We start from the raw sequence: 17,075 nt of genomic DNA on the forward strand, positions 1-17,075 counted from the left end.
TGAATCGGTTGGCGATATCAACGAAAAAAATTTTATATCAATGGAAATTTCATTATATCAACGAAAACAAGCTGGATATCGATAAACCGCACATTCCGACAAATTTCACCCCCGTCCCCGCTCCCGCCGCGACCACCACCGCCGATCAACGCCCAACAAAAAAAGCCCCGTTTTCAATGAAAACGGGACTCTGACCTTATCATCATCTATTTTCAGATAAAGCTCCAAGCTGTAAGGCTACCTGCTTTACCTGATGGTTTTCCATCTCAAGAATTGTCCAGGTGTTGTTATCATGCTCGAAGGTGTCAATGTTCTCATCTTCGGCATTCTGCAATTGCACCTGAATCCAACCGCCGATCGTATCAATATCGTCGCTCTCTTCAAATACGATATCGAACTCGTTTTCGATTTCAGTTAACAGCACACGTCCGTTGATGTGATACAGGCCTTCTCCGTGCTGATCGATTTCAGGCACCTCATCAGCATCGAACTCATCTCGGATTTCCCCTACGATTTCTTCAAGAATATCTTCCATCGTCAGGATACCGGCTGTTCCGCCATACTCATCAATGACAAGAGCGATATGAACCTGCTCCTCTTGCATCTTTAATAGTGCATCCTGCAAAGAGGTGTACTCGTGAATCAGCGGCAGTTCATGAAGGAAATCTTTTAGCTGGCCTTCGCGACCTGCTGCAATGCTTGTAAGCATTTCTTTAACGTTTACAAATCCGATGATACTATCCTTGTCACCGTCATCTGTGACAGGATAGCGAGTATATTGGTGCTCATCCAGGATTGAGATGATTTCTTCACGGTTTAACGTTTGGGATAAAGTGATAATCTGAACCCGAGGGACCATAATGTCCTTTGCAACTCTTTCATCAAATGTAAAAATATTTTCCATATAGGAAAGTTCTGTCTGATTAATCTCTCCGCTTTCAAAGCTTTGCGCCATGATGATTTTCAATTCTTCTTCAGAGTGAGCTTGTTCGTGGCTTGCAGGCTGTACACCAAAAATCCTTAGAAGTATACGTGCTGAACCATTCAAAGTCCAAATGAACGGATACATCAGCTTACCAAACCAATAAAGTGGTGAAGCAAATAGCAAAGTCATTCTCTCCGCATATTGAATAGCCAATGTCTTTGGAGCAAGTTCCCCTACTACTACGTGTAAAAATGTCACCAGTGAATAGGCGACTGCATATGATATTACACTGATCATAGAAGGTGATACTCCGAGACTTTCAAGGAAAGGATAAATAAGTGCTTCTACCGTCGGCTTACCTAACATACCCAGACCCAATGCTGTTACGGTAATACCTAATTGACAGGCAGATAAATAATAATCCAGATCATGGATCAATTTTTTTGCCCTTACTGCTTTTTTGTTTCCTTCTGCTATCAATTGATCGATTCGAGACATACGAACTTTTACTACTGCAAACTCAGATCCTACGAAGAATGCCGTTAGTGCAATTAACAAAGCTACTAAAAGCAAGTTTATAATCGTTATACTGTCCAATTGGTTCCCTCTATTTTGAGGGATTCACCTCCGTGAAATTTTAATTTTTACTTTCCATGAATAAATTACTTTTTACATTTTATATGGCATTTCCCTCCTGTTTTACATAAAAAAAACCTTTACCAAGCTAATAGTAAAGGTTTTCCATCTATATAACCTTTACCAAAATAGGCAAAGGTCTCGCAAACAACATGGATGTTGCCAGTTAGGCCGGCGATGCATGGGGCATCACGGATTGACGACATAACTGTTAGCTACTCCCCTTTGGAGTATTATAAACTCTATAACAGAGTAATAGTTTCACTCTTAAACTATTAAGTTAATAATATAAAAATGCGGGGGAGATGTCAAATGACCTTCTCTCACCTCCCATTTGAGCTATAATGTCATTCCGGCTACACTCCCGTTATTCAGCATATCTTTAAGCTCCCTTTTACTCTTTTTCGCAACAAGAATATAAAGGATATCCCCATCCTCGATAATCGTGTTGCCCTGAGGGGTGACCAGATCACTGGAACGTATGATAGCATTGATCAGGACATCCTCTGGGAACTGAATATCATTTAATGTTTTACCTACAATGGGTGTCGTTTTGCTTACCTCGAATTCGATGATTTCCGCATTGGCTTTTCCGATGGATACCAGTTCGAGCGTATGTGGGGCCTCTGACTTTTTCGGACCTGTCAAGCCAAGTTTTTCAGCTAAAATGGAAATCGTTGAGCCTTGAATCAAGCAGGAGGTCAACACGACGAAAAAGACTACATTAAAGAAAAGCTGGCTGTTCTCGATGCCGGCAATCATCGGGAATGTTGCCAACACGATGGGCACTGCCCCCCTGAGTCCTGCCCAGGAAAGGAACACCTTCTCCTTTAACGAGTATCCCATATTTATCGTAGATGCAAACACTGCTATAGGTCGAGCTATCAGGATCAGGAAGATCGATAGCAATAAACCTTTCCAAATAATATCAAAAGTGAATAATTGCGTTGGGAATACTAGAAGTCCAAGAATCGTAAACATCATGATTTGTGCCATCCATGCAAAACCTTCATTAAATCTGAATATGGATTGACGGTACGTAAGATCGGAGTTCCCTACCAACAGCGCTGCAATATACACAGCAAGTAGCCCGCTTGCCCCCACCAAAGCCGTCGCACTATATGTCAATAATGCAAACGCAAGTGCGAACACCGGATATAGACCACTCGAATCCAAGTTGATGCGATTAATGGCGAAAACAGCTAATTTACCCAGCGCAAGACCGATTACAAGCCCGATCCCCATTTGCCAAAAGAAAGTCCCGATCAGGGGAAGATAGGAAGCCTCATCGACCAATATCAGTTCAATTACTGAAATGGTCAGGAACATGGCCATCGGATCATTGGAACCTGATTCCGCTTCTAACGTTGCACCCAGCCTTGCCTTGATATTCTGGCCTTTCAATACCGCAAACACCGCCGCTGCATCTGTAGATCCTACAATGGCTCCAAATAGAAACCCTTCCAGCCATGTAACATCCAGGATCAGCTTTGCAGCTACTGCAACTGCTCCGGTTGTAAGGATCACCCCTATTGTGGCAAGGGAAAGCGATGGTTTCGTTACCGCTTTTACGGTAGCCCACTTTGTTTGTAGACCACCTTCGAACAAGATGATGATGAGTGCGAATACACCAATCAGTTGAGCCATTTTGGCGTTATCAAAAGAAATGATTCCAAGGCCATCACTGCCGGTGATCATTCCTACAAGGATAAAGAGGATAAGTGCAGGGACCCCCAAGCGAGTGGAAAATTTGGTGGTGACTACCCCGACAATCAAAAGCATCGCACTCAGTAAAATGAAGTAATCAATATTAAAAGATGAAGTAAGCATGTTCATCCTCCTTTCAAAACTTCCAATCAATTTAGCTATAGGACAGTTTTATTCCAGTTTTTTATTTTGCGTCTTTTTCTGAGTTTTATGAGGAAAACTCCTACTCCCCCCATTAAAAGAACACCGGGAGGAGCACTTTTCATTTCCTATTACACTACAGGTTCATCCCCGTATTCTTCCTTATCATCCTTTATCATGATCGGCCCTTTTTTCAACCTTCTCACTTTTAACTCATACCAAAGCTGAGATGCTATAAATAAAGAGGAATATGTCCCAAGTATCAGCCCGATAAGCAGTGCAAGGGAAAAACCGGAAATAGCTTCACTTCCGAATAAATAAAGGCAGACCACTGTGAACAATACGGTCAAAACAGTATTAATCGATCTTGTGAAAGTTTCCAGCAAACTTCTATTCACTATTTCCTTTAATGTTGCCTTGTTTTCAATGATTTCTTGCCTCTTCAAATGTTCGTTTATGCGGTCAAACGTAACAATTGTGTCATTAATTGAATATCCGATAATCGTCAATACGGCCGCAATGAAATAGAGATTTATCTCAACTTGCAGGACACTGAAAGAGAGGAACATAAATAGTACATCATGCAGTAAAGCAATAACTGCTGTAATTGCAAAAGCAAACTCATAGCGCATCGTCAAATACAGCACAATGCCGATTGCAGCAATTGCCACCGCCAATAGTGCATTTTTCGCCAGCTCTTGCCCAACTAATGGCGAGACGACATTTATATTTGGGTCATGACCATACTTCTCTTGGAAGTACTCCTTCCATTCACCGATCTGTTTTGCGGAGAGGTCACCTTTCAAGGTGGCAACCCCCATATTATTATTTTTCCCGGCTATTGTGATGGTCGGTTCATATCCCAACTCAGAAAATTCCTCTTCCAATTTCTCAAGATTGATTGCAGTATTTGAAGTAACTTCAATTCTTGTCCCACTAGTAAAATCAATTCCCAAATTCCAACCCAATATTGAGCTTGCAAACACCCCGATAATCAAGGCCGATAACGTGATTGCAAAAAATTTCTTCCTGTTTTCCACAAAATTAAATTTAAATCTTGCCACGCTTTTTTCTCTTGTGCTGTGGGCAGTACCGAACCAGGACAGTTTCCCATCAAACATCCTGCTTTTCACAAGAGTACCTAGTAACAGCCGGGAGCCCAGAACCGCAGTCAGAAAGCTTACCAAAATACTGACCATCAGCATCGTCGCAAACCCTTTGACAGCACTGGTCCCAAAATAAAATAATACTCCTGCTGCCAAAATCGTAGTAAGATTGGCATCTAAAATCGTGATAAAAGCCCTTTTGCTTCCTGCTTCAAAACTTTCAGCTAACGAATTTCCGTGACGGAGTTCGTCCTTAATCCGCTCATACGTTATGATATTGGCATCGACTGCCATCCCTACCCCTAAAATTAATGCAGCAATTCCCGGCAGTGTAAGCACTGCATTCATCCAATCAAATACCGTTAATATCAGGGAAATATAGATGGATAATGTGATTACGGCAACAAAACCCGGCAAGCGGTAGTAAGCGATCATAAAGAAGAAGATGAGAGTAATTCCTATTACTCCCGCAATAGATGTCGTTTCCAACGCATTTAACCCAAATTGGGCACCTATGGACTGGGAATATAGCTCTGTCAACTTCACAGGAAGCGCACCAGCTTTAATCAACTCGGCCAGCACCTTCGCTTCCTCGATAGTAAAGTCTCCTTCTATTACTACATTTTCTCCTGACAATGGTGTATGGACCTGTGGAGCCGAAAGGAAACCACGATTCTTTTCCGATTTCTGCATTTCCCCTTCAAAGGTCTGTCCTTCCTGATGATCAAGCCAGATTACCAGAAGATTGTCAGGATACGCTCTACTTGAGAGCTCTTTGGTAACCTCATAGAATTTTTCTTCATCATTCAAGGTCAAGCTGACGATAGGCTGATTCCTCTCATCAAAGCTTAACTTCGAGGATTTAATATCACTTCCATCAAGCATCACTCTATCATCGACATCACGAAAAGTGAGATTTGCTTCAGTCGATAGGAGTTCTCTCGCTTGTGTCTGATCTTCTACACCTGCAAGCTGGACCCTGATCCTATCAGACCCTTCTGCCTGGATATTAGGCTCTGAAACACCTATGGCATTAATTCTATTATTCAGCGCACTTATCGTACTTGTCAGAATATCTTCATCTACGCTTTCATCAGTACTCAATGATTCAACTTTATATAAAACTTCAAATCCACCCTGCAGATCCAAACCGAGTTTTATTTTCGGCAATGTGTGCAAATAGGTGAAACCGGCAAGCAGACCGGTTAAAATCGTAAAAATAATAAACAGGCCAATATAACGTTGACGTTTCATCGTTTCCCCCCTAATTCTGTACTAATTTAAACAGAAGCAGGTTAGGGGAAAATACGAGAACTTTATGGTGAATATGGGATAGCCTCTCTTTTAATTTGACTTTTGGAATGTAAGAATCCAAGTAAGACTTTACATGATCCGAACAATTCCAATACTGTCCAAAAAGTAATGACACACAGTTTGAATACACATCTTTTTTCTGTGACTTGAATATAAATATCTCTGCTGCGTCTTCAAACGGTACAAGGACTTCATCAGAAACAGATGGAATCATCTCCTGACCTGTTTCTGAGAAATGAAAAAATAACAAACCAAAAAAGAGCACCATACCCGTCAGTAATGGAACTTTCATGTTTATGGTCATCACCTATTCTATTTTCAAATGATAAATTTTATAAAGGCATAGGAAAGAAAGGTATATATCAGAGGTTATACCTTAGGGGAATTCATATGAGGTAATTTGATTGATACATGGATGGGAGTAGATTGAAAGAGGCATCCCGGAAAAATTCAGACTCTTTGAAGTCTTGAATGACTAGTGGTTGCTTTTGAAATGCTAGAAATGATGGTAGCGCATGCATATCCTTGAATTTATCTTTGTTTGTAAGTTTACCTTGAACAGATGTTCTCGTCAGATTTTTCGTGACCTGTACATTCTTATCGATCTTATAGGAAGATAAGAAATGCCCGTCTGCAGAGTCCATTTGTTCCTCCATCGGAGCTACTTGAAAACCTGCCAACAATAAAATCACTAGAAGTATATTCCATATTTTCACTATTATCCCCCCCTTCTTCACGTTTACATACTCTCTTATTCTATTATACTCTCCCCATTAGTCAACATCTTATGGAAAGACGAATGGAATTTAAGGAGTGAACCATAAAAAGTGATATTTAACATAAATAAAATCAAAGCGGTTTGGATGAAATCTCCAAACCGCTTGTAAGCTAAAACCATCAATTTATCTCAGGGGTCACTCTCTCCCCGTTTTCATCCACTCCGTAAACCTCTTTAACCTGCTCATACAATTCAATTTCCGGATCATAGTGCTCCAGGTTAGCCACATCAATAAGAAAGCTCTGGTTGGTTACTTGCACCATATCCCGCACTCCGCTTCCGTAATCCAACACAACCTGATGAACTTCTAATCGGTCAAATGGAATAGTGCCCCAAATAACCGGAATATCATCAATTTTTGCTGCTTGTGCCCATATAGGGTAACCTCCACTCATGCCATCTATATGTTCTTCCTTATAAACAAAGTTTCCTTCACTTCCCTCATATTTGGCTAAAATATATTGCACATCCTCTTCATACTTTCTCCAATAGACCATACTGGATAAGGACTGATATTCTAGCATGACAGATACTTCTTCCTCAGATCCTTTTCTTTTGTAGTAGGTTTCTACCGCTTTCTGAAGAGAGTCTTCTGAGATCATCGAAGCATTTATATTTTTATAAAAATCAGCAATCTTCCCTTCATCCCTCATCACTTTTTCTAATACTTCCCTATCCCATACTGCCTCTTCTTCCTTAAAACTTGTAAGGTCTTGACCATAAAGGTTTTCCATTTGTTGTCGTGTAATAGTAAAAGTCCCTTCTTCCCCTCTCACTCCGTCAACCTCATAATGAATAGTCAGGATTCCTAAGTTGTGAAAAAAACTGAAATAGGCTGTAGCATTATACAGTAAGGTTTCTGGCAGATTTCCCTCTGAAAAAGCCTTATGTTCTTCATCCAATGAATAAAAAATCATGATTTCATAGGGCTCTTCCTTAGTCTGAAGCTCGAATGTCCTTTCTGCATCATTACCTGGCAGTAAATACGCCATTTTAGTGACTGCACCATTGTCGCCTACATAGTTGATCGAGGATGAAAATTCATCATGCAAGTTTATTTTACTTAGTTCGGTAATATAGCCCTCGTCGGGATGAGATGATCTTGGCGCGCCACCTTCTTCGCCTGTAAAAATCATGAATGTAAAAATCATGACAGCTATCGCACTTACAGTGACTGCAGTTATTCCCTTCATATTCTTCAACCAGCTTCCTTTTTCTTCACGGATTTCATAACTCATCAGTCTATCGTGGATTTCTTCTTTTCTATCAACGGACATAGTTGGTTTCGAGACTCCTCTGAGTTTTTGATCCAATTGATCTTCTCTTCTATTCAAGGTGATCTCCTCCTAGCTTCTTCTGCAAGGCAGCCTTGGCACGATGGTGCGTCGATCGCACCTTATTTTCACTCCAACCAAGCACCTCTGCTGTTTCCTGTATCGATAACTCCTTTATGCTCCTCATGATCAATACATCCTTATAAGATTCCTTAAGAGATCTAATAGCGGCAATCAAGTCCCTCTGTCCTTCCTTGTCAGTAAGGATTTCTTCTGGAGTCTGCTCTTTGTGGTAGGGCTCCTCGTGACTGTCGTCAAAGGAAAGGAACCACTTCCATCTGTCCCTTGTCCGCTTCCGTCCTTCATCAATCGCTACATTTCTTGCAATGGAAAAAAGCCAGGTTTTCGGGCTTGAATTCCCCTTAAAATGGGACAGCCCTTTTAACGCCCGAATAAAGACTTCCTGTACTAGATCTTCTATGTCATGTTGCTTGGCATTTAACCGAAAATGCAAAAATTGATAAATATCATCGCTGTATTCATAAAACCATTTGGAAATGACCTGTTTGTCTGACATCCTCTTCCCCCGTATGTTGCAGTTTCTAATTAGTTAGACGAATCCATTTCCATTTTATCGCACTTACGTTGGAAATTTTTAAAAACAGGGCTCTCTTATACACCGTTATTGATTTCCAGATCGGGATAAAAGGTCTTCATAAACCGGATGAAGACCTAAACTACCGCCCTGGTGAAGAAATTAAGGTCCTCATAAGCCAAATGAGAACTTAATTACAGCACTGGTGAAGAAATTAAGGTCTTCATAAGCCAAATGAGAACTTAATTACAGCACTGGTGAAGAAATTAAGGTCTTCATAAACCTGGTTGAAGACCTTTTCATTAAAATATTTTCTTTAATAAAGCCAAAAACAAAAAAGAAGCACCTCGCGTGGAGAAATGCTTCTTTTCTAATAGAACCTAGTCAGCAGGTTCTTCTTGTATAAAGCTGCAATAAAATACAGTACTCGCGCCGGCCACTTTTTTGGGAAATACTTTTTAATATAATACTTGAAAAATACTGCTTTGATATCTTCCCATTGTGTACAGAATTTTTCCTGTCTAAATCTTGCCACATCTATCAGCTTCACCTCGTCTGTAGGAGTGATGATGATATTGTGCAGGTGGATATCCGAGGGGTTTAAACCTCTTTCCCTTGCCATCCCGAGAGCTTCGTCTATCTGCTCCACATGGCTCTCATTCATTTTCCTCCCATGAACAAGACATTCGAAAAGTGTCAAACCCTCAATATGATCTATGACAAGATAATTTTCTCCAAAATCATAAAGAGTCGGATAAAAGGTAACCCCTTTTAGCATTTGATAAATTTCCGCTTCCTTCGCTGCTATGTCTTCAAATGGCGGGTAGAAAACTTTAAGAACCTTATTTGATTTCCTGATTTTAAATACATATGCGCTTCTCCCATGACCTATGGGAGTTAACTCCATTTTATTATAATTCACCAAGGAAACGCCTTGGTTATCTGGAACAAACACGACACTTTTTGCGAGTGCATCATACGATTGCAGGAGCTCGGTGTTATGTCTCATTCTAAACCTCTCACTCTCTTATGAAGCTTTTTGGAGGAAGAAGGTTAGTTCCCCAGGTCCTCCACCAAGTTCATCAGCTTTGTAATTTCATTGATTGTCGTGATCAGCTCAGAGTTCTGAAGCTCCTCTAAAGCCAATTCCCCGTTTGCCATCGCATCATTGATGATTTCCTTTAATGCTTCATTCTTTTCTACTATTTGCTGGTGCAGATCTGCAGCAATAGCTGGCGCCTCTGTCTCGTTGAATTCATCAATTTCTTCGAGTAAGGCATTTAATTCCGCTTCCAACTCTTGCTTAGTCTCAGGATTTGTGGCAGCTTCCTGAATCATCTGCGGCGCCTCCTGGCCGAAGTCCTGCCATGTATTGATATGTTCGGTTGCTTTATTCGCATATTCAAGCGAATTATTGACCTCTTCCAATAGAGAACAGCCGCTTAGAAGTACCGATGAGATAATTGCAATAATCATTAGTGATTTTTTCATGCTCACTCACTCCTATTATATTATTTCTTGATTCTTTTCTTTACTTCTTTCATGACAACAGGCAACACTTTCTGTTTGGCGATCTTGGCACCTTTTTTCAGGATCAGTGCCTTCACTAATTTTTTAATCATTGTTTTCCCCCCCTTTGTTTTCTTTTCTCCAGGCCCTTTTAAACACCGCTGTTGATTTCCGCACTAGGCTTCGCTTTCCGCGGGGCGTTTGTGGAGCCTCCTCGGCTTCGCCTGTGGGGTCTCCACTAAACGCTTCCTCCCGCAGGAGTCTTCGCCTATTGCTCCAATCAACAGCTAAGCCATGCTTTAACATTCATCACAACTCTCTAAAAGAATTTCTCCCAAAGAAAAGAGGCCTTCTACCACTTTTCTGGTAGAAAGCCTCTTGGAATAGAAAAGACCTTTGCCAGAATGCTAGTACTGACAAAGGTCTCGCAAACAACTTGACGTTGCCAACAAAGCCGAGGACTAAAAATCCCGTAATGACGACTTTATTGTATAGCTACTCCCCTTTGGGATGAATTCATTCGTTTATGTTACCTTCATCATAGCTTAAATCGTTTACCAGGTCAAATAGTTACCCGATTTTGATAAAATGTTAAGCTTTTGTAAATTTTATTAACAAGGGTTGGGAAAGCATTTATCATATGTTAACATCAAATTATCGATTTTCAATATCGAATTTCGATATCGGGATCCAACATGATATGGGAGGCGAAAACTTGGAAGAGAAAGTGCTGCGCAAACTGTTCCTTGGATTTATTCAGATTCACATACTCCATCATGCAAAAGAACATCCCATCTTCGGATTGTGGATGCTGGAGGAGCTAAGGGAACACGGCTATAACATCAGCGCCGGGACACTTTATCCGATCCTTCACACGATGGAGTCGGATGGTCTGTTAGTAAAAGATGAGCAAAAGGTGGAAGGGAAAATCAGAAAGTATTACACCACCACCGAAAAAGGAAATCTCATTCTTCATGAAGCAAGAAACAAAGCATATGAACTATTCAAAGAAATTAAAGAAGGTGATGAAACATGAATAAATTGAAATCGTTGTTAGAAATTCTTATAGTATCCACAAGATTGGGACTGACCTCTTTTGGCGGTCCGGTTGCACATTTAGGGTATTTTCATACTGAATATGTCCGCCGCAGAAAATGGATGGATGAGAAAAGCTATGCTGACCTGGTGGCGCTCTGTCAGTTTCTGCCCGGACCTGCAAGCAGTCAGGTCGGCATAGGGATCGGCGTGATGAGGGCCGGGGTACTCGGCGGCATCGTTTCCTTTATCGGCTTCACCCTGCCTTCTGTATTGGCACTGATCATTTTCGCACTCGTACTGAATACCATGGATATTGCCAGTGCCGGATGGATTCACGGCTTGAAGATCGTCGCAGTTGCAGTCGTTGCACATGCGATCATGGGGATGGCAAAGAACCTGACACCAGATCTCCAGCGAAAAGCCATTGCACTTTTTGCACTCGTCGGTACCCTATTGTGGCAAACGGCCTATTCACAAGTTGCAGTCATCCTGATTTCAGCTTTCATCGGATTCCTATTATTCAAACAGCACGCAGAGAGCGATACCGATCGAATTAAATTCCCGATATCCAAAAGTTTCGCTGTTGTATGTTTAGCTTTATTTTTCGGGCTGTTGGTGTTGCTTCCTATTTTAAGAGAGGCTACCTCTTTAAATTGGATCGCCATGTTTGACAGCTTTTACCGTTCAGGGTCACTTGTATTCGGTGGTGGCCATGTGGTCCTTCCGTTATTGGAAAGAGAATTTGTTCCTACAGGCTGGATCAGCGAAGAGGCATTCCTTGCCGGATACGGTGCCGCGCAGGCAGTACCAGGTCCATTATTTACATTTGCAGCATATATCGGAGCGGTCATCGATGGCTGGAAAGGGGGACTTTTAGCAACCTTCGCCATTTTCCTTCCAGCATTCCTACTTATTTTAGGAACGTTGCCTTTCTGGGACTCCTTGCGCCGCAATGTGAAGGTCAAGGCAGCCCTGATGGGGGTCAATGCTGCAGTTGTAGGTATTCTGATATCCGCCTTCTACTTCCCTATCTGGACGAGCTCCATCCTTGAACCCATTGATTTTGCCTTCGCCGCGGTTCTGTTCAGTATGCTCGTATATTGGAAGCTTCCACCATGGATCATCGTGGTGACAGGGGCGATAGGCGGGACTTGGATGACACTGTTATAAGTAAAAAGCTCAGGGCAAATTTTTTGCCCTGGGCTTTTTAATGTCCCTTTTTTCATCTATTTTCCATCATATAGTACAAAAACCAGACGGCATGATTCTGTTCATCGGCAGCGGCCCTCTTAAACACCCTTCTTATATAAGGGTTCTGTGTGGAGTCAGCAATATCCAAATAAAAATCCACTGTTTCTTGTTCATCTTTGAAAGAAGCAAGTAATCCGTCCTTGAAATTATCCGGACATTCCTCGCTCATTTCAGGCGTAGGCTGTTTGCCTGTCAAAGATTGATAGATTTGAGAGAACGTGTTCAGATGCTTGATTTCATCTTTTCTGATTTCCGAAATCTTCTCCCGGACCTCTGCTGTAGGTGCCATTTTTGCCAGCTGTTCATAGCACTGGACCGCACTGTATTCCCCATTGATGGCTTTTGCAATATTGGTGATCAAGGTCTCATCCTGAGGCGCTCTTGTATAATATGGATAATAGTAATTGTTCAATTCTTTCATTCCTTTCAACATGTTTTCTCTTATCATTCTATGAAAGAAAGGTACAATCATTCCTTTAAGTTTTTTGACCGTTCAACATTTTCTGCCATTTTTAGTATAATAGTAGAAACATAAGATATTTAATTGGAGAGGTGAAAAGATGAAGGAGAACATTTTGGTTTGTGTGAGCAATCCCAATAACGTTGAAAAATTGGTTCAAAGAGGAAAAATCATTGCTGACGCATTTGGTGGGGACTGTTACGTCCTCTATGTATGCTCTGTAGAAAACGATGAACTGGACCTGAATCATATTCGTACCCAACAGCTATTTCAAACCATCGCATTAAAATATCAGGCAACAATGCTAGTAGAGTCAACCGGCGGGAAGAAGGTTTCATCCATAGTCGCAGATGTTTCTAATAATAAGAACATTACTCAGATTATTTTAGGGCAGCCTGTACAATCCAAGTTTGAAATGATGCTGAAGAGTTCCCTCATTAATGAGATATTCCAAATTGTAGAGGGCATAGACATTCATGTTGTGGAAGTCGGACGAGAAGCAGTTGTGCAGGGTGTGGAATATGATCGGGGCATTAAAGCACAACTTGTAAAAAAATCGAATGATTACGAGCTTGTCTTTGATTCAAACCTTCCGGATGCACGCAATGGGGTATTTTACAAGGAATCATCCACAGATTTCCTGAACGGTTTCTTCGTCATCACAAAAAACGAGGAACATACTGTACTGAAAGTAAAGGACGGTGTCGTAGAAAGCGACTCCATCGGTTTAGAGTAAAATTATTCATGGAAAAAGACCGTCCCCTATTTTACGGGACGGTCAATTATTTGTTAGACGGTTGCTTTCTTTTTCAATAAGCCCACCATCATAGCCGTTACAAATGCACCAATCAATATCGCCAGGATGTACAGTAGAATACTTCCCGTAATGATTGGGATGACAAAGATTCCGCCATGAGGGGCTGGCAAACCGATACCGAATAGCATTGTCAAAGCACCTGCTATTGCCGAACCGACCACAACGGAAGGGATTACCCTCATCGGGTCAGCTGCAGCAAATGGTATTGCTCCTTCTGTAATGAAGGTTGCTCCCATTACATAACAAGTTTTTCCCGTTTCACGTTCCTGTTTGTTGAATTTATTTTTAAATAGAGTTGTGGAAATCGCCAATCCAAGTGGCGGCACCATTCCCGCTGCCATGATTGCAGCATGCGGTGCATAGTTACCTGCATCAATCATCGCAATGCCGAATGTGAAGGCCGCTTTATTGATAGGTCCTCCCATATCTATGGCCATCATCGCTCCCAAAAGCAATCCCAGGAAAATTAGATTTCCTGAGCCCAATCCTCCTAACCATGATGTCAGTCCTTCATTAAAAGCCTTCAATGGGGCAACCACCTGAAGCATGATCATGCCGGTAAAGAAAATCCCGAATAAAGGATATAACAGCACCGGCTTGATTCCTTCTAGAGAAGATGGAAGGACCTTCAATGCTTTTTTCAAACCAAGGATAATGTAACCTGCCAGGAATCCTGCGATGATACCACCGAGGAATCCTGCTCCACCGGTCGAAGCCATCAGTCCCCCTACCATTCCGGCAGCTAGACCTGGCCTGTCAGCGATACTCATCGCAATAAACCCTGCCAATACCGGAATCATCAAACCAAATGCATTACCTCCACCGATTGTGGAAAGTGCCTCTGCAAACCAATGATAGCTCGGATCATCCGGGTTCGCCGCTTCAATCCCGAACATGAAGGAGATCGCAATCAAAATACCTCCACCCACAACAAATGGGAGCATGTTTGAAACCCCGTTCATCAGATGTTTATAAAACCCTGAACGTCCTTTCTTCTCATCATGACCTGATTCTGCTTTTCCTGATCCAGTATAGGTGGTCCCTTCCCCTCTGCCGGCTTTTGTCAGCAGCTCTTCCGGCTTTCGTATCGCTTGTGCAACAGGCACCTGGATGATCTTCTTGCCATGGAAACGATCCATGTCGACATGCTTATCCGCAGCTACGATGATTCCTGCTGCAGAGTCGATATCCTCTTTTGTCAGTGCATTTTTCACACCGCTTGATCCGTTTGTTTCCACCTTCACGGTCAATCCGAGTTCTTTCGCCTTCTGTTTCAAGGCATCAGCCGCCATATACGTATGGGCAATTCCCGTCGGACATGCAGTAACAGCGAGAATCAATCCTTTTGTTTCACCTGTTTCAACCACTTCTTCCTCTTGAAACAATTCTTTTTCTTTATTATCTATTAAACTGATAACCTCTTCTTTTGATGACGCACTTAAAAGCCCCGCCCGAAAATCGGTGTCCATCAGCATGGAAGAAAGACGTGATAGTGTTTCCAAATGGGCATTGTTTGCCCCTTCACTCGCAGCAATCATAAAGAAAAGATGACTTGGTTGACCGTCTAGGGACTCATAGTCGACTCCTGCATCCGAAACACCAAATGCAATTGCGGGAGTTTTAACCGCTTTTGTCTTCGCATGAGGAATGGCTATCCCTTCCCCGATGCCTGTTGTGCTTTGTGCCTCACGTGCAAGGATTGCTTCTTCATAGCCCTTTTTATCCGCCAGCTTCCCTGCCCCCTCAAGCGTGTCCACCAACTCACTGATGACGCTGTCCTTGGAGCTTCCCTTCAGTCGCAGGGAAATGGTGTCTTCTGTCAATAAATCGGTGATTTTCATTATGGACTCCCCCTCCTATATTTTTTCTATCTCTACTTGATTTAAAAGTCGGTCTACTTCCTGCTTCTGGCAAAGGTCATTTGAAAATGCCGTTGCGCTTCCAGATGCGATCCCATATCGGAGTGCTTCCTGAATATTGGCATATTTTTCGTACCCTGCCAGGAATCCGGCTACAAGGGAATCCCCGGCGCCAACCGAATTTTTCACATCTCCTTTTGGAGCTTTGGCTAAATAAACCCCAGCTTCCGAATAAAGAATAGCACCTTCCCCTGCCATCGAAACAATGATATTCTGCACGCCTTGTTCATGGATTCTTCTGGCATAATCCACGACTTCTTCCTTCGTCCGGATCGAAACGCCGAAAAGATCCCCGAGTTCGTGATGATTCGGCTTTATAAGAAAAGGCCTATAAGCCAACAATTCCTTCAGTAAAGAGCCACCGGTATCTATGACAACATTTGCATGATGCCTCTTGCACTTTTCTATAATGGCTTGATAGATTGTCGATGGCACCGTACCAGGTAGACTTCCAGCAATCACGACAAAATCAGTAGGTTGCAGAACATCCAGTTGGCTGATCAACCTTGATGCTTCACGCTCATCTACTATAGGGCCGGATCCATTTATTTCGGTTTCCTCTCCCGCCTTCAATTTCACGTTGATGCGCGAGGTTCCTTCCACCTCAATCAGTTTTACTGCCACCTGCTCTTCTATCAATCTCTCTTTAATGAAGTTTCCAGTGAACCCTGCTGTAAACCCGAGGGCCATTGTATCTGCCCCCAACCTCTTCAGCACCCGGGAGACATTGATGCCTTTCCCTCCTGGGTAATACATGGTTCGATCAGCCCTGTTTACTGATCCTTCCTTGAAATCCGCAACCTCCATCACGTAATCAATGGAGGGATTTAACGTTATGGTATATATCATTTGCTTTCCACCACCATAATAGAAGTTTTCGCTTTAAAGTCATCTAACAATTCAGTATCCACCGTATTGGTAATAATGGTCGCTTCATGTAGCGCTCCGACTTTCGCAAAGGTCACCTCATTGATTTTGGTCTCATCTGCGAGCACGTATGCCTCTTGTGAAAGTTTCATCGCAAGACTCTTCACTGCAGCCTCTTCCGGATCAGGTGTCGTATAGCCACTATTTAAATGCACGCCGTTTGCCCCAATGAATGCTTTGTCAAAATTGTAGGCCTCCAAGCTTTCTGTAGCTTTCCTTCCAATGATGGCCCCGGTCTTATTTTTCATGAAACCTCCAACGATGTAAGTAGGAATCCCCTTATCCATCAGTGCTTGGATATGTGCAAAGCCGTTTGTCACAACAGTAATCCTTTTGCCCTCAAGGAACGGTATCATCTGGTATGTGGTGGTCCCTGCATCCAGAAAAATGCAATCCCCATCCTTTACAAGCTGCGCTGCCGCCCTGGAAATTTTTATTTTGGCATCCATGTTCTTCGAGGATTTTTCCAGAATGCTCGGTTCCTCGCCTTTTTGATGAAGTTTTGCTGCCCCGCCATGCACACGCTTCAATTTATTTTCTTCTTCCAGCTGGCTTAGATCCCGGCGGATGGTCGATTCAGAAGCCCCTGTTATATCAACTAATTCCTGTAATTTTACAATCTCATTCTGCAGTACCAAATCTATTATTTTCTGATGCCTCTCTGGAGTTAACATGAAT

16 protein-coding genes are annotated in these 17,075 nt (G+C 42.3%); 3 read left to right on the top strand and 13 right to left on the bottom strand.

Annotation, left to right across the window (positions count from 1 at the left end):
- Positions 1-202: 202 nt before the first annotated feature.
- From JOC95_RS13220 to JOC95_RS13260, 9 genes are all read right to left on the bottom strand, one after another.
- A complete protein-coding gene (locus JOC95_RS13220) occupies positions 203-1,522 on the bottom strand; it encodes a hemolysin family protein (RefSeq protein ID WP_204417042.1) in 1,320 nt (439 codons plus the stop codon).
- Positions 1,523-1,900: 378 nt separating this feature from the next.
- Positions 1,901-3,391 (bottom strand): potassium/proton antiporter, encoded by a 1,491-nt coding sequence (locus JOC95_RS13225; RefSeq protein WP_204417044.1) that lies wholly within the window; start codon positions 3,389-3,391, stop codon positions 1,901-1,903.
- A gap of 149 nt (positions 3,392-3,540) precedes the next feature.
- Positions 3,541-5,769 (bottom strand): protein translocase subunit SecD, encoded by a 2,229-nt coding sequence (gene secD / locus JOC95_RS13230; RefSeq protein WP_204417046.1) that lies wholly within the window; start codon positions 5,767-5,769, stop codon positions 3,541-3,543.
- A 10-nt stretch (positions 5,770-5,779) separates the two neighbouring features.
- Positions 5,780-6,121 (bottom strand): hypothetical protein, encoded by a 342-nt coding sequence (locus JOC95_RS13235; protein WP_204417048.1) that lies wholly within the window; start codon positions 6,119-6,121, stop codon positions 5,780-5,782.
- Positions 6,122-6,215: 94 nt separating this feature from the next.
- Positions 6,216-6,545: a hypothetical protein gene (locus JOC95_RS13240; protein ID WP_204417050.1), complete on the bottom strand. Its 330-nt coding sequence runs from the start codon at positions 6,543-6,545 to the stop codon at positions 6,216-6,218.
- Positions 6,546-6,726: 181 nt separating this feature from the next.
- Positions 6,727-7,941 (bottom strand): DUF4825 domain-containing protein, encoded by a 1,215-nt coding sequence (locus JOC95_RS13245; protein ID WP_204417052.1) that lies wholly within the window; start codon positions 7,939-7,941, stop codon positions 6,727-6,729.
- Complete coding sequence (locus tag JOC95_RS13250; RefSeq protein WP_204417054.1) at positions 7,934-8,458, bottom strand: RNA polymerase sigma factor; 525 nt, start codon at positions 8,456-8,458, stop codon at positions 7,934-7,936. The genes JOC95_RS13245 and JOC95_RS13250 overlap by 8 nt, the downstream gene beginning before the upstream one ends.
- 388 nt (positions 8,459-8,846) lie before the next feature.
- The gene (locus JOC95_RS13255) at positions 8,847-9,485 is read right to left on the bottom strand and encodes a protein kinase family protein (RefSeq protein ID WP_239582888.1); all 639 of its coding nucleotides are present in this window, start codon (positions 9,483-9,485) and stop codon (positions 8,847-8,849) included.
- 44 nt (positions 9,486-9,529) lie between these two features.
- Positions 9,530-9,967, bottom strand: coding sequence for a DUF6376 family protein (locus JOC95_RS13260; protein WP_204417062.1), 438 nt, complete (start codon positions 9,965-9,967; stop codon positions 9,530-9,532).
- Between the two features lie 733 nt (positions 9,968-10,700).
- Here JOC95_RS13260 and JOC95_RS13265 point away from each other — a divergent pair.
- Together JOC95_RS13265 and JOC95_RS13270 are read left to right on the top strand one after the other, a co-directional pair.
- A complete protein-coding gene (locus JOC95_RS13265) occupies positions 10,701-11,021 on the top strand; it encodes a PadR family transcriptional regulator (protein WP_204417064.1) in 321 nt (106 codons plus the stop codon).
- Positions 11,018-12,193 carry a chromate transporter gene (locus tag JOC95_RS13270; RefSeq protein ID WP_204417066.1) on the top strand — a complete coding sequence of 392 codons (1,176 nt, stop codon included), beginning with the start codon at positions 11,018-11,020 and terminating at the stop codon, positions 12,191-12,193. The genes JOC95_RS13265 and JOC95_RS13270 overlap by 4 nt, the downstream gene beginning before the upstream one ends.
- A 52-nt stretch (positions 12,194-12,245) precedes the next feature.
- Here JOC95_RS13270 and JOC95_RS13275 read toward each other — a convergent pair whose 3' ends face one another.
- On the bottom strand, positions 12,246-12,686 hold the full coding sequence (locus tag JOC95_RS13275; RefSeq protein WP_419096243.1) for a ferritin-like domain-containing protein: 441 nt from the start codon (positions 12,684-12,686) through the stop codon (positions 12,246-12,248).
- Positions 12,687-12,834: 148 nt separating this feature from the next.
- On the opposite strand from JOC95_RS13275, the gene JOC95_RS13280 reads away from it, so the two are divergent.
- On the top strand, positions 12,835-13,470 hold the full coding sequence (locus JOC95_RS13280; RefSeq protein WP_204417074.1) for an adenine nucleotide alpha hydrolase family protein: 636 nt from the start codon (positions 12,835-12,837) through the stop codon (positions 13,468-13,470).
- Positions 13,471-13,523: 53 nt separating this feature from the next.
- Here the strand turns inward: JOC95_RS13280 and JOC95_RS13285 are convergent, their stop codons facing one another.
- Genes JOC95_RS13285 through JOC95_RS13295 form a run of 3 tightly spaced genes read right to left on the bottom strand, consistent with a single transcriptional unit; the run spans position 13,524 to position 17,071 of the window.
- Positions 13,524-15,392 (bottom strand): PTS fructose transporter subunit IIABC, encoded by a 1,869-nt coding sequence (locus JOC95_RS13285; RefSeq protein WP_204417082.1) that lies wholly within the window; start codon positions 15,390-15,392, stop codon positions 13,524-13,526.
- A 15-nt stretch (positions 15,393-15,407) separates the two neighbouring features.
- Positions 15,408-16,319 (bottom strand): 1-phosphofructokinase, encoded by a 912-nt coding sequence (gene pfkB / locus JOC95_RS13290; RefSeq protein WP_204417084.1) that lies wholly within the window; start codon positions 16,317-16,319, stop codon positions 15,408-15,410.
- Positions 16,316-17,071: a DeoR/GlpR family DNA-binding transcription regulator gene (locus JOC95_RS13295; protein ID WP_204417086.1), complete on the bottom strand. Its 756-nt coding sequence runs from the start codon at positions 17,069-17,071 to the stop codon at positions 16,316-16,318. Before JOC95_RS13295 ends, pfkB begins: the two co-directional genes overlap by 4 nt.
- Between the last annotated feature and the right edge of the window lie 4 nt (positions 17,072-17,075).

The organism is Sutcliffiella tianshenii, from assembly GCF_016908565.1.
Lineage (GTDB): Bacteria > Bacillota > Bacilli > Bacillales > Bacillaceae_I > Sutcliffiella_A > Sutcliffiella_A tianshenii.